Genomic DNA, 13,346 nt, shown 5'->3' with positions numbered 1-13,346 from the left:
GCTCTTTTAAATCCTATTGAAACCAGCTGGTAACAGTATCCCAGAGGTTTTTCGCTTTCTCAGGAATACCAGTGTCATCAATGGCTTTCTTGGCTTCATCCACCAGATTTTGAGCTCGGTCCTGAACGTCCTGCAGGAAGTCTTTGTTTTCAGTTGTAGTTCCCGTTTCTTCGGTACCATAGGTGTCCACAGGGGCAATGCCGTTGGCAGCATAGGCATTCTTCTGCCCTTCAAAGGAAGTTCCTTCTGTATATGGCAGGATGCTATTGGCAACATTTCGGAAAACCGCCGAGGCTTCATTCGCACTGGTCCCAGTTAGATAGTGGGCCTCATCAGTTTTTGGAAAGCCTAGCCACTGGCTGATAACCACATCCGGAGTATAACCAATAACCCATTGGTCACCAGATAAATCTGGGTTAAAGTCCGTTTCAGTCGTACCGGTCTTACCAGCCATTGTATAACCATACGGAGCCGCATAGATACCTGTACCGTTCGAGAAAGTCCCCAGCATCATGCTGTTCATCTTGTCAGTAGTCGAGCTATTAAGAACCCGAGTAGAGGTTTGACGATGGGTCTTGACAACTTGACCGCTGGCATTTTCAATTTTTGTAATGAGATGGGCATCATTCATCACACCGCCATTGGCAAAGACTGAGTAGGCCTGCGCCATCTGCATTGGATTGGTTGTAACTCCGCTTCCTAGCGCTACGCCCAAAGTCTTATCAACCTTGTCCATATTCAGACCAAACTTTTTCCCGTACTCAAAGGCTTTGTTAATGCCTAACTCGTCTACAGTTGAAACAGCCGGAATGTTCAGAGATTCTGCCAAGGCTTGATACATTGGAACTTTAGGGGAGCTTTGGATATTGCCGTAATTGTTGATGGTATAGTCGCCAAAGGTGGTTCTGGTATTATCCAGCTCCTTATCTGTCGGCCAACCAGCAGCAACGGCTGGACTGTAAGCAACCAAAGGCTTGATAGTAGAGCCGGGGCTACGAGAGGACTGAGTTGCATAGTTAAAGCTTCTGAAAGTCGAGCCTTCTGCACTATTGACTCGGCCAACTAATGCCCGCACACCGCCAGTTTTTGGATCCAAGGCAACACTGCCCGATTCAGCCATAGTGCCATCTTCTGCTACAGGAAAGAGAGAGACATTGCTGTAAATAACCTGCATGCTAGCTTGGTAGTTCTGATCCAATTCAGTATAAATGCGATAGCCATTATTAACAATCTCTTCTTCAGTCAAGCCGTAGTCATTGACAGCTTCATTGATGACCGCATCGAAATAGGATGGATATCGATAGTCTTCTGACTTACCGGCATAAGCATCAACCAGCTGGCCACCGATTCCTACAGCGGCAGCCTGATCGGCTGTCCCCTGATCAATAAAGCCTGCAGCAACCATATTTTGCAGCACTGTATTGCGGCGATTGGTCGCATTTTCAACTGAGTACAGCGGATTGTAAATCTCAGGTCCCTTGAGCATACCGGCCAGAACAGCTGACTGGTCCAGACTAAGCTGACTGGCCGAAACTCCGAAATATTTCTTAGAGGCATCCTCCACACCCCAGACCCCATTCCCAAAGTAAGAGTTATTGAGGTACATGGTCAGGATTTCCTGCTTGCTGTATTTCTTATTGATTTCCAGAGCCAGGAAAAATTCCTTGGCCTTCCGCTCGATGGTCTGGTCCTGAGACAGATAGGCATTCTTGGCCAACTGCTGGGTGATGGTAGACCCCCCACCCGAGCGACCAGCTGTCAGGATAGCTAGGATAAAACGACTGTAGTTAATCCCGCCATTCTCATAGAAAGTCCGGTCCTCTGTCGCGATGACAGCATTCTGCAGGTCTTGACTAATCTCGGTCAGCTCAACATAAGTTCCTTTCTGACCAGACAGGCTTCCCGCTTCATTACCATCCTTGTCAAAGATGAGCGTGGTAGCTTTGAGGGCATTCTGCAAATCCTTGACATTGGTCGTCTTAGCCACATAAAAGAGATAGCCACCGACCACCAGACCAAAGGTCAAGCCGAGAATCAGGAATATCTTGGTCAGATGAAACCTGCGCCAAAAACGACGGATAGGGTGCTGAGAGAGAGGTTTCTTCTTGGTCTTGCCCGAACGGCTGAGACCAGACTTAGCCTGCTCTTCTGTCAGCTCTACCTCCTCTGCTGCTTCTTTTTGAGGTTTCTGTATGGTAAAATAATCTACTAATTTTTCAAACAAATCTTTTAAATTCTTCATAAACCTTATTTTATCACCTTATTTAGGTGCAGACAAGAAAGTACCCTATTTCCCGTCTGATTTTTAGTTATTTTTAAGAAAAAGGGTATATTAAATAGCCGTTTAAAAGCCTCTGCAGCAAGTCTTATCCGACACTGCCTATTTTCAAAGTTCTAGCTTTCTGCTACAATAAATGTATGAAATTTACACTGACTATCCCAGATGGACTGCCTGCCATGACAGTCAAAGAGCTGCTGGAAGAACAATTTCTCATTCCGCGAAAAATTCGGCACTTTCTGCGGACCAAGAAGCATGTGTCCGTCAACGGTCTAGCTATCAACTGGCAGACTGTAGTCAAACCTGGAGATGACATCTGCCTGATATTTGATGAAGAGGATTACCCTCAAAAGACAATCTTGTTTGGAAATGGCGAACTCGTAGAAGAGCTCTATCAGGACCAACATCTCATCATCGTCAATAAACCTGAGGGTATGAAAACCCATGCTAATGAGCCAACAGAGCTAGCCCTGCTTAATCATGTTTCCGCCTATGTCGGTGAGACCTGCTATGTCGTTCACCGGCTGGATAAAGAAACCAGCGGTGCTGTCCTCTTTGCCAAAAATCCCTTTGTCCTGCCCATCCTCAATCGACTGTTGGAAAAGCGAGAAATCAGCCGCGAATATTGGGCTCTGGTCCAAGGCAAGTTACCAGCTAAAAATCTTATCTATAAAGACAAGATTGGCCGCGACCGCCATGATCGCAGGAAACGGCTGGTTGACCCCCGAAAAGGACTCTATGCAGAGACCCATGTGACTCGTCTCAAGCAATTTGGGCAGGCTGCCTTGGTCAAATGCCAACTCAAGACTGGCCGCACCCATCAGATCCGTGTTCATCTAGGTCACCACGGACATCCACTGGTCGGCGATCCCCTTTATCATCCACAGCCCAAAGGGCGGCTTATGCTCCACGCCCATCGGCTGACCTTCACCCACCCTTTTACGCTAGAAAAAATAACCGTCGAAGCTCGCTCTGACAGTTTTGAAAAAGTATTGAGCAGTCTGAACCCAAGATAGACCAAGAAAAGCAACAGTATTCTCTGTTGCTTTTAGTTCGGAGTCAAAGCGAGGATAAGCTATGACAGCTTACATCACTGAGCCGGAAGTGCACTGATAAGTCTGGGCCTGATGGCTTTCTGAAAAGCTATGCTCAGCAAATAAGACAGTAAGAAAATGATAAAAAAGCCAAAACTATAAATAGTATTCCGAGGCATTATCGACCTGAAAATGAAGATAATAAAAGGATGGATGATATAAATCATGGTGGCGTACTTTTTGGCAATATTATTCAAAATCGGAATATCAATATTGGTCCCATTTCTGACCGCGTAGAAGAAAATTGCACTGGAAGACAAAAGGGTACTAGGATAGAGGTCATACTCCGTACCCATGAAACAATACTCAAGCAGAATCAAGCCTGCTATTCCCAAACCAATCGCCCATTTCCTGACAGACGACAAGTCGTAGGCTAAAATCCGATCCCGATGCTTGGCAAACTGCATCCCTAGAATGAAAAAGGGAAGACCCATAAACAGGAAGTTGCGATAGTAAAATTCGCTATCTGTATTGAACTCAATACAAAAGGCCAGGACCAACAAGAATAAGGACACACCAAAGCTAGTTAAGCGGTGAAAATGCTTATAAAAAACCAGATAAAGCGTGTAGATATAGGAAATAGCCAGCAAATACCAAGTCGGTGTAGCAGCCGAGCCAATCAAGTCCCTGGGACTGTTAAAGAGGAAAAAGTCCGCAAAATCAGACAGGTTTATAGCTGCCATCTTTTCTGTTAGTTCTCTGGTCAGCACTAGGTTGACAAAATGCACAATCATGTAAAACAGGAGACTGGCAGCTGTCAAAAGGAGCATCTGCTTGAGACGATACTTGACCTTATCTCTGGAAATATTAAAAGAAAAATAGCCCGACAGCATCATGAAAAAAGGAACTGCGAAGCGGGCCACAATTTGATAAAAAACGCCAAATTGCCCCGGCAGCAGAAAGTGTAAGGAAACAATACTAAAGCAAGCTAGGGCCTTAAAAGCGTGCAAAGTTGTGTTTTCAGTCTTCATGCAGACATTATAGCATGTTTATTATTACAGCTCATCAAGACCAGATTACATGCCCATTAAAAAACATATCAATTGATGACATTCTTTAAAAAGTTTTGTATCTGAGGGAGAAGACAGCTCTTATATACTGCACTATTACAGAAGAGTTTTATTCACCTGACTGATATTCTACATTAGCTTTCATAGCCATTAGGATTTGAGCTTTGCCATCTCCAAGAATCGCGCATCATATCTTGGAGAGTTTTCTCGGCTTTCCAGCCCAAAATGTCATTCGCTTTACTTGCATCGGCATAGCAAGTCGCCACATCTCCAGGCCGTCTCTCCTTGATAGTATAAGGAATTTTCACACCATTGACATTTTCAAAGACTTTAACCATATCCAGTACACTATAACCAATTCCTGTGCCAAGATTGAAAACAGCAACCCCCTTATTTTCTAAATTATGTTTCAAAGCCAAAACATGGCCCTTGGCTAAATCGACTACATGAATATAATCCCGCACCCCTGTACCATCATGCGTATCATAATCGTTTCCGAAAACGCTAAGCTCTTGCAATTTACCGACTGCAACCTGGGTAATATAAGGCATGAGGTTATGAGGAATTCCATTTGGTGCCTCACCAATCATACCAGACTCGTGAGCACCAATTGGATTGAAGTAACGAAGATTAGTCACAGACCAATCTGAATATGCAAGAGCAAGATCCGTCAAAATCTGCTCCATCATCAGCTTAGTATGGCCGTAGGGATTAGTCGCTGAAGTAGATAAATCTCCTGTCAAGGATGAACCATGATTCATTCCATAGACCGTGGCACTGGAGCTAAAGATGATATGTTCTACCTTTTGCTCCTTCATAACTTCGAGAAGAGAGATGCCAGCACTGACATTATTTTCGTAATATTTAAGTGGTTCCCGCACCGATTCTTCTACTGATTTATAGGCCGCTAAATGAATGACTGCATCAATGTGATTGTCTTCGAAAATCTGGTTCATCAGATCTTTATCAGAAATCGAACCCTTGTAAAACAGGATGTTCACACCAGTGATAGTTTCTAAGCGCTCTAGCACTTCTGGAGAGCTATTCGAAAAGTTATCCACGATAATGGCTTCATAGCCCGCTGCAACTAGTTCAACCACTGTGTGACTGCCTATATACCCCGCTCCACCTGTTACTAAAATTTTTTTCATAGGACACCTCTTCTTGCTGATCCTCACGTTCTCTTTAATTTTACTATTGCAACTAACAGGTATTTCTCTTCCCAAAGTTGACCACCAAATTCTGCACTTACTTAAAATACCAAAAACTAGCCTAATTTGCTACCCTATAGCTCTGCTCTCCAGATGTCTTTTGAAATCTCTTCATGATAAAATAACTTGCAAAATCATTTATATTTAGTGGCATAAAGAAAGGAATTATTTTAGCTAATTTCTAGTTATTCTTAAAAAATACCATAATCTGCAATAAGTTACTGGAAAAATTGTCTTTCATTTCCACTATATATAATATATATAATATATATTTCAGCAAACTGATTGTAGCCAGAGTAACTTTATAAGTAGCTTTGTATGCTAACGCTACATTACAAACCTAAAAAGCCCAGACAGGGCTTAGCATTTAGATTGTTAAACTATTTATAATTTCTCAAGCATCAACGAGCCCGCAATTGCTGGAGCAGACCTTTCAAACTTTGGTATTTGTAAATGGTATAGGTCAGATAGACAAATCCGTAGGCTGCAGCAGCTAGATAAACTGATAAAAACCAATTCGAAGCAATAAATACAAGTGTCATTAGCAACTCAACCCAGATATCTTTGACGACCTCAATCTGCATCCTCTTGGCTAAGATTAGCTCTGCCAGTATACTCCTAGTCGCCAGCAACAGCACGATAGACAGAACTGTAGCATTCAGATTGCGCAGAAAAACTGCAAAAATCAAGGTAGTAGCAAAGCTTAAGAGCATAGCAATTACATTTACTTTAAAAATCTGCCTCTCCATTCGTAAGGCTTTTAAGTAGGTATTGATAAGCAGAGCCATCTTGCCCTCGTAGACAGACATAGGAAAGACTAGAGCCATAAATATCAAGGACTCTCTGTAAGCCGGCAGCCAGCTGTCCAAAGCTATTTTCAGGGGATAATACAGCAAAAGCACACCAAACATAAGAACCATAAGGACATTCCGCAATTGATTGTAAATCTTAGGTAATTTGCTTTCGTCCGTCCGTTTCAAAATCGGAAAGATGACCAAACCGATAGCGTTGATAAAGGTCATCAGCAGATTGGAAATGCTCAAGGTCAAGGATACTTTCCCAAATGTAGCAATGTTCCATACCTTTTGAATCCCCATTCGAACCGTACCGATAATGAGCATACTGGCTACATTTGATAGCATGAGATTGATACCGACAGCAATATTGCTAACCGTTTCCCGTATATCAAGCTTAAACTGATTGAGAGGTCGCAGGGCCATATCTCGGCATAGATACATGGCATAAAAAAGAGAAACAACTCTACCAATCAAATCTGCATAGACCATAATCTTGAAGTCTCGAAAACCCACGAAAATAAAGACCAGTAAAAGCAGTAAATAGAGGAGTCGGTCCCCACTGACAACATAGGAACTCTCCTTTAGTCGATTAGTCATCTGCAAAACGTACACAAAGAGAAAGCGCAGATTGGTGACCAACATAGTATAAACCAAAAGTATAAAAACAAACCGACTGCTCTCATCTCTAATAAAGGCAGAAGTTCCTAAGAAAAATAAAATTCCAATCCCTGTCAGATAGATCAAAAGCATGAGAAACTGAGAGAAAAACTTTTCTTTATCCAGATCATCATACTCCAAACCACCGTAGCGCAGGTAGATCCCGTCCACCCAGCCCAGATGAACAAAACCGGCATAGGATAAATAGAAAATATAGAGTTGCCAGTAGCCATACTCCTCTACACCCATAATCTTAGGCAAAATCAAGACAACCAGAGAAGAAACTATTACTGTCAGCAAATTGGACAAGACAACATAGGAAAAATTAGCTATTATTTTTTTAAATCCACCAGACAAATTTGCCCTCCTATTCCTTCCTATCTGCTGCCATGCTCTCAATCAAACGTAAAAACATGGTTTCTAAATCAGTATGAGCTTGCCAGCCCAAACTCTCAAGCTTGTCCGTATTGAGACGAATCTTGACTGTCGGATTATAGCCTAGCTTTTCCACATCCTCTGCCAAATCAAAAACTAACTTCGTTTCATTGCTACCACTTAGCTCAATAACCATTTCCGCCATCTCACGAATGGAAATAGCCGTCTCTTTATTGGCGACATTATAAGCTTGACCTGCTTGGCCTTTCAGCAGAATGTAAAAAATGGCTTCAATAGCATCTTTGGTATAGCAATAGTTCCGAACAGTTTCCCCTTTAGTCCGGAGAACAATATCTCTCTTTTCAAGAACGGCACGCGCAAACTGTGCAAAAACTCTGTTGTCTTCATAGCTCACACCTGGGCCAAAAGTTTGTGACAAACGAGCCATTCTAACAGGCACCTGATACTGATGACAATAGCCTACACACAAGGACTCTGCCATGCGCTTGCTTTCCGAATAACTGCTACGGACACTGGTTGGATCCAAATAACCGTAATCTTTCTCGCTAATGCTGGAAGCATCAGGATTTGTCGTCCCATAGACTTCCAGAGAAGAGAGATAGACCATACTGCGAACCTGCTTATTTTTAGCCATCTCCAGCAGTTTTTTCGTTCCATTTACGGCTAGATCAATTGTCTCCACAGGATGCTCAACGAAAAAAGAGGAGTCCGTCGCACTGGCTCCATGGATAATATAATCCAAATCCTCCTCTATCTGCCAATCTGACAGCAAGTCAGCATACACTAGCTGCAGATTCTCACTATGTAAAAAATCTTGAAATAGATCTTCCGCTTTTTTCTGATTTCGCGCCAAGGCCACTACTCTGATGTTGGCATCGTACAAATCATTTAAAGCCATCAAAGCGGAAATACAGTGCCTGCCTATAAGTCCGGTTGCTCCGGTTACCAAGACTGTAACATTGCTCAGTTCTATGAGAATAGGACTGACAGTAGCTAGGTCTTCCATATCCTTTTGTAAAATTGTATTATTTCCCATATCAACCAAAAATTTGTGCATTTTCACGCGCTTCGTAAATCGCTCTAAAAATATAAAAATCAGATGGAGTCGTAATTTTAATATTTTCGCTGCCCCCCATAACTGTATGCAGAGGGAGTCCAAAATAACGAGCCAGTGTCGCAGAATCCGTCATATCAAACTGATTCTCTGCCTGAGCTTTTAAATGCAGGGAGTGAATCTTCGAAAGCGCGAAGGTTTGAGGGGCGACAGCTGTCTGACAAGTGGAACGCTCAATAACCTGATTAATAACATCCGCCTCATCGACCTGAATAACCGTTTCGATAACCGGCTTAACCGTAATAGCTGCCCCATACTTTTTGGCCGCCTCAATATTTTTAGAAATGATTCCCCCGTCAATCAAGGGGCGAACACCATCATGAATCAACACATAGTCGTCATCGTTCTTGTACTTTTCCCGTAAGACAGATAGACCATTAAAAATAGACATTTGTCCAGTCTTTCCACCAGGAACCACTTGACTGACTTTTTTAATATTGAATCGAGCTAATAAATCTCTGCAATAATCCAGCCAGCCGTCTACACAGACAACCACAATGTCCGATACTGCCGGATGGTCTTCAAAATGCTCAATCGTATGAATAATAATAGGCTTACCGTGCAACTCTAAAAACTGCTTGGGTAAGGTCTTGGTATTCATGCGGCTGCCTGTGCCGCCTGCGAATATCAGAGCTGATGTCGTCATACCGATACTTTCCTTCCTCTCGTTGTAAATCGTACTCTACTCAGTAAATCAGCTGCCATATAAATCACAAAAGCATAAATAATCCGATTAATATGGGTTGTCAGCAATGACAGCAACGTTTCCTGAAAGAATGAAATGACCAAAGGATACGCAAATAAAGCGAAAACAATAACCTTTAGCGGGGTGAAATAGCGTTTTTTGATAGAATAGTAGAAACTTCCGTAAAAGAAGCCATATAAAAGCTGAAAGATAGGGACTGAGAAATAGCCAAAATCCTTGATAAAGTAGTAATAAATGGTGTAAACATTGGTTTTATCGTCGTTAAAATGAACAACAGGCAAGAAAGGTGTCAGCTCATGGCTAGACAGACCAAGGGATTTCAAAGTTCCATAGATAGCAATAAGAGTATTTTCTCCAAAGACTTGATTATCGCTATAAAGAGTAGGATTTTTCAGATAGTAGTCTAAAGCCTGGATGGGAGAACCCATATATTTAACCAAATTATCCAAAATTCCAAACTCTGCCTGACTATCCACTCGATTGAGAACAAAGGTTCCAACCGCCATGAATAAGACAAGGAATACAAAGCCAATTATCAGCAAAGAGCGAAAAAGCTTCACACCATACCTGCTGTCTTTCCACGAATAATACTTCGAGAAAAATAACATATACACAATAGCATAGCCTGCAACCAAGCCCAGCAACTCCGTACGTCCAGTAGACAAGAGAGAAATACCTAAAGAAATCAGACTAACCAGCAGTAACTTGCCCTTGTAAAAAATGCCATCTTTTCCTGAAAAAATAGACTCGCAGAAAAAGTAGAAGAAAACAATTCCTAAGGAAAAGTTAACCCGCAACAAATTGAGGCTAAGACGACTAAGAGAGAAATCATAATTTGTAGTCATATGCCGAGCCAATTCAATGGTTTTAAACAATCCTCCAGGTACCTGCTTGCTCTGCGCTGCCAAGTAAAGCAAATCGGAATAAATAAACCTGACCGCATAAGCCAAAAACAAGAGAACTAAAATAATGAAAAAATTACTCACCTTTATTTGACTAGGTTTGGCGTCCAACTTTCTCTCAGCAAACAAATTCGATGACAAGAGGACTCCCATTAAAAAAATGGCATTCCCAACAAAGATAACAGTGACCGTTATCAGAGAAAGTCCCTCTCCCCATTTGGATGAATAAAATGCAGTAAAAATGCTTGCTATCATCCATATTGCCAAGTATATAAAAGCCGGGTTAGCATAGTCTCTTCCTACTGTTTTGATTGTCAAAAACAATAGGAAGAGGCCACCCAAAATTAGTAAAAAAACCATTATCTTCCTTCTATTAATTCAACCCAATTATCTCTCAGTCTGACATGACGTTCTGTCTGTTCTTTTCTTTCAGGCGGTGTCATGTAATCACCGTAGCGATTGGTCAGATACTTGTCCGCATCATTAGGTCCGTCGAACTCATAGCCTTCGAAGGAATACTTCTTAGCTGGATAGAAACTTTCATAGTCGATTGTCTCTCCCAAATAACCTTTTACACCATAAGCAATTGTTATTTTTGAAGTCTTCTTATTAGACTGGATGAGTTTTTCCATCAACTTATACATATTAGCCGGTCCCATGATAAAAGAAGGGAAGCCTATCAGTCTTCTGATCCAAAGATTTTGTCTGAGTTCTTTGGATTCTTTAGCCATATAGGTCAGATGCGGAGTAAACTTCGTATAGCAGCGCGAGCTGTTATGTGACAAATCCAAGGCTCTGAACAGAAGACCCTTGAGCTTGCGAAGCATGTTATTCTCTGGGACAAAGTCAATTGGCAGCATATCAAGATAAAGATGTTTCTTTTTACTGAAACCTTCTCCCAAAACATCATAGTAGGTCAGTGACTTGCTCTGCAGCTTTAGAACCTTAAAGACACTGTCTGTCGCATCCGCAGGAGAAATCAGCTCGAAGTCCTCGCTGTCCGCAAAGATTTCCTGCAGGCGATTGTAGTCCTCTCGGAACATCACCAAGTCAATATCATCGTCCCAAGGGATATAGCCCCCATGTCGCAAAGAACCAATCAAGGTCCCTGCAACCATGTAGGAATGAATATGATGCCGACAACATTCTGCATCAAATTTTTTATACATTTGTAAATAGGCTTTTTGTAAAACCTTTAATTTATCATCCGTAATTTTTTGATACATGGGGCTGAAGCGTTCTCCCAAAGCCAACTCCCATTCAATCTTACTGGTTCCTCTCATTTTTCTTACCTCCCAAACTTTTTCAATAATCTCCTAGCAACTCCATTCAGTGAGTAGGTGTATACTAAATCACTGATGAAATCTTTTATTGTTCGATACTCCCTTATTTGAAACATCAGGCCCAAAGCCCAAAATGGATTTCTAGACTGTAATAATTTCAGTCTAAGATTGGTCAAGGCCAAAGCCCTAGCAAGCTGGCGATGATCCGCCTCAGAAATCTGTCGCTCCTCTGCGATTTTTTGCACGGACTCATAGCGACTGATGACCTTCTGTAAATAGTTAATCCTAGATAACCTTGTTTTATTAAAACTGAGCGACGACGCAGACTGGGTTACATTCGCCTGATGAATGCGATGCTGATCTAGAAGATTGTCCAAGCAAACAACTTTTCCATACAATGGAGCCAGCATACCAAATAAAACATCATGATAGTCAAATCCAGGATAATCCGTATACTGTTGCTCTAAAATATCAGTCAGTACCGACTTTCTAAAAGCTGTCTGATAACCTGACGGCCAATTTTTCAGAAGCCAAGCTAGATTTCTTTCTCGACATTCTCCTGAAACCTTAGGTTCCTTGATGACCTGACCTTTTTGATCAATCAAGTAAGACTGGCCATACACCATAGCAGCGTCTGTTTCTAACAGTACTTTCTGCAAGGCAGCTGTTTTATCAGGCAGCCATTTATCATCCTGATCAGCGAAAAAAACAATATCATGCTCAGCCAAACTCGCTAATTTTATAAAAGTTCGATAATGACCCAAATTTTCCTGATTTTCAATCAGCTGCCAATCCGTCAGTTGATGCTTGGTGATGTAATCCCTGATTAACACCACTGTCTGATCTGTCGAACAGTCATCACAGATAATGACCTGATCAGGCTTCAGCTTTTGAGTGCGGATAGAGTCTAGTTGCTCCAAAATAAAATCCGCCCCATTATAGGTCGCCATCACGACAGAAATCATTTCTCTCTCCTTCCTAAACTTTTCATCCTATGTCCCCTTAACTTCTAGCTTTCTCCCTATCTAAGCTAGACTGCTCTGTCTGTAAAGTCATTACTTTCTTCTAAGCAGATACTTATAAATGAACGCTTTTATCCAAATAGGTGTTCCCACAAAAGCACGAATCATCAACATATTTTGATAATATTGCCCTCGGTTCAACATACCATGTGACAGCAAAAAAGTATTGACTACTTTCCAGCTGGCAATCTGCTCTGTCTGGCTTCTTCTTGTATGCATGCCGTTTCCGACACGAGCATAAACCAAGACCCGATTAAGATTGGCGAAACGACAGCCCTGAGCAGCCATTCTCACCCAAAGATAATAGTCTTCCACTAAAGGCAGGGGCTTGTAATTGCCTGCTTTTAAAACAGATGATTTCTTGAAAAATACCGTCATGTGACAGAAAGGATTTCTCCGCTGCAACCTTTTGATAATTTCTTCATGGGAAAGCGGCATTTGTTTCTCTGCTACTATTTGATCTGGTTCCGTGTCAAATTCTATGATATTGCCACCCAGAACATCTAACTGCGGATGCTGCTCAATATAGTCCACTTGCTGCTGGAAACGGTCCGGTGTCGCAATGTCATCTGTATCCATTCTAGCAATCCAGTCATAAGAACAAGCCTCAACTCCCCGATGCAAAGCTTCTCCCAATCCGACATTTTCCTTTAAAGGTAGAACTTTCATCTCTGGAAATTTTTCCTTGAAATCTTGAATCGTCTGATACAGCTCTTCTGTCAGCGGCCCATCCTCTACCAGGACAAGCTCATCTGGCTTGTGGTTCTGCTCTATAAGAACGCTATTTAGGCTCTTTCTTAAGAAATCCGGATTCTCCTTCTGATAGACAGACATCAATACCGAAAATTTCACTAACAATCCCCCCATTCATCCTAA

At 42.0% G+C, this 13,346-nt stretch carries 11 protein-coding genes; 1 reads left to right on the top strand and 10 read right to left on the bottom strand.

Going from position 1 to position 13,346, the window contains the following annotated elements:
- Nucleotides 1-13: 13 nt before the first annotated feature.
- Nucleotides 14-2,242 (bottom strand): penicillin-binding protein PBP2A, encoded by a 2,229-nt coding sequence (gene pbp2a / locus J1C81_RS00855; RefSeq protein WP_002916679.1) that lies wholly within the window; start codon nt 2,240-2,242, stop codon nt 14-16.
- Nucleotides 2,243-2,418: 176 nt separating this feature from the next.
- Between pbp2a and J1C81_RS00850 the strand changes: the two genes are divergently transcribed.
- Nucleotides 2,419-3,294 carry an RluA family pseudouridine synthase gene (locus J1C81_RS00850; RefSeq protein ID WP_002916680.1) on the top strand — a complete coding sequence of 292 codons (876 nt, stop codon included), beginning with the start codon at nt 2,419-2,421 and terminating at the stop codon, nt 3,292-3,294.
- Nucleotides 3,295-3,368: 74 nt separating this feature from the next.
- Here the strand turns inward: J1C81_RS00850 and J1C81_RS00845 are convergent, their stop codons facing one another.
- From J1C81_RS00845 to J1C81_RS00805, 9 genes are all read right to left on the bottom strand, one after another.
- Entirely contained in the window at nt 3,369-4,343 is a 975-nt protein-coding gene (locus tag J1C81_RS00845) for an acyltransferase family protein (protein WP_002916681.1), read from the bottom strand.
- Between the two features lie 173 nt (nt 4,344-4,516).
- Complete coding sequence (galE, locus tag J1C81_RS00840) at nt 4,517-5,533, bottom strand: UDP-glucose 4-epimerase GalE (protein WP_002916682.1); 1,017 nt, start codon at nt 5,531-5,533, stop codon at nt 4,517-4,519.
- A gap of 461 nt (nt 5,534-5,994) precedes the next feature.
- Nucleotides 5,995-7,404 (bottom strand): lipopolysaccharide biosynthesis protein, encoded by a 1,410-nt coding sequence (locus J1C81_RS00835; RefSeq protein ID WP_002916683.1) that lies wholly within the window; start codon nt 7,402-7,404, stop codon nt 5,995-5,997.
- 10 nt (nt 7,405-7,414) lie between these two features.
- Nucleotides 7,415-8,500, bottom strand: a complete 1,086-nt coding sequence (locus J1C81_RS00830) for an NAD-dependent epimerase/dehydratase family protein (protein ID WP_002916684.1) — start codon at nt 8,498-8,500, stop codon at nt 7,415-7,417.
- Nucleotides 8,481-9,203, bottom strand: a complete 723-nt coding sequence (gene ispD, locus J1C81_RS00825) for a 2-C-methyl-D-erythritol 4-phosphate cytidylyltransferase (RefSeq protein ID WP_002899243.1) — start codon at nt 9,201-9,203, stop codon at nt 8,481-8,483. The genes J1C81_RS00830 and ispD overlap by 20 nt, the downstream gene beginning before the upstream one ends.
- Nucleotides 9,200-10,525, bottom strand: a complete 1,326-nt coding sequence (locus J1C81_RS00820; protein WP_002916685.1) for an O-antigen polymerase — start codon at nt 10,523-10,525, stop codon at nt 9,200-9,202. Before J1C81_RS00820 ends, ispD begins: the two co-directional genes overlap by 4 nt.
- Entirely contained in the window at nt 10,525-11,448 is a 924-nt protein-coding gene (locus J1C81_RS00815; RefSeq protein WP_002916686.1) for a LicD family protein, read from the bottom strand. The genes J1C81_RS00820 and J1C81_RS00815 overlap by 1 nt, the downstream gene beginning before the upstream one ends.
- A 5-nt stretch (nt 11,449-11,453) precedes the next feature.
- Nucleotides 11,454-12,413, bottom strand: coding sequence for a glycosyltransferase family 2 protein (locus J1C81_RS00810; RefSeq protein ID WP_002916687.1), 960 nt, complete (start codon nt 12,411-12,413; stop codon nt 11,454-11,456).
- 90 nt (nt 12,414-12,503) lie between these two features.
- Complete coding sequence (locus J1C81_RS00805; RefSeq protein ID WP_002916688.1) at nt 12,504-13,337, bottom strand: glycosyltransferase; 834 nt, start codon at nt 13,335-13,337, stop codon at nt 12,504-12,506.
- Nucleotides 13,338-13,346 lie beyond the last annotated feature (9 nt).

The organism is Streptococcus sanguinis, assembly GCF_050225395.1.
In the GTDB taxonomy this organism is placed as follows: domain Bacteria; phylum Bacillota; class Bacilli; order Lactobacillales; family Streptococcaceae; genus Streptococcus.
This window is presented reverse-complemented; position numbering and strand designations above follow the sequence as displayed.

Bases quoted from the DNA above. Each gene is read 5' to 3' on its own strand.
- J1C81_RS00815 (WP_002916686.1), bottom strand. From the start codon at position 11,448: ATGAGAGGAACCAGTAAGATTGAATGGGAGTTGGCTTTGGGAGAACGC.
- galE (WP_002916682.1), bottom strand. From the start codon at position 5,533: ATGAAAAAAATTTTAGTAACAGGTGGAGCGGGGTATATAGGCAGTCAC.
- ispD (WP_002899243.1), bottom strand. From the start codon at position 9,203: ATGACGACATCAGCTCTGATATTCGCAGGCGGCACAGGCAGCCGCATG.
- J1C81_RS00830 (WP_002916684.1), bottom strand. From the start codon at position 8,500: ATGCACAAATTTTTGGTTGATATGGGAAATAATACAATTTTACAAAAG.
- J1C81_RS00845 (WP_002916681.1), bottom strand. From the start codon at position 4,343: ATGAAGACTGAAAACACAACTTTGCACGCTTTTAAGGCCCTAGCTTGC.
- J1C81_RS00805 (WP_002916688.1), bottom strand. From the start codon at position 13,337: ATGGGGGGATTGTTAGTGAAATTTTCGGTATTGATGTCTGTCTATCAG.
- pbp2a (WP_002916679.1), bottom strand. From the start codon at position 2,242: ATGAAGAATTTAAAAGATTTGTTTGAAAAATTAGTAGATTATTTTACC.
- J1C81_RS00810 (WP_002916687.1), bottom strand. From the start codon at position 12,413: ATGATTTCTGTCGTGATGGCGACCTATAATGGGGCGGATTTTATTTTG.
- J1C81_RS00850 (WP_002916680.1), top strand. From the start codon at position 2,419: ATGAAATTTACACTGACTATCCCAGATGGACTGCCTGCCATGACAGTC.
- J1C81_RS00820 (WP_002916685.1), bottom strand. From the start codon at position 10,525: ATGGTTTTTTTACTAATTTTGGGTGGCCTCTTCCTATTGTTTTTGACA.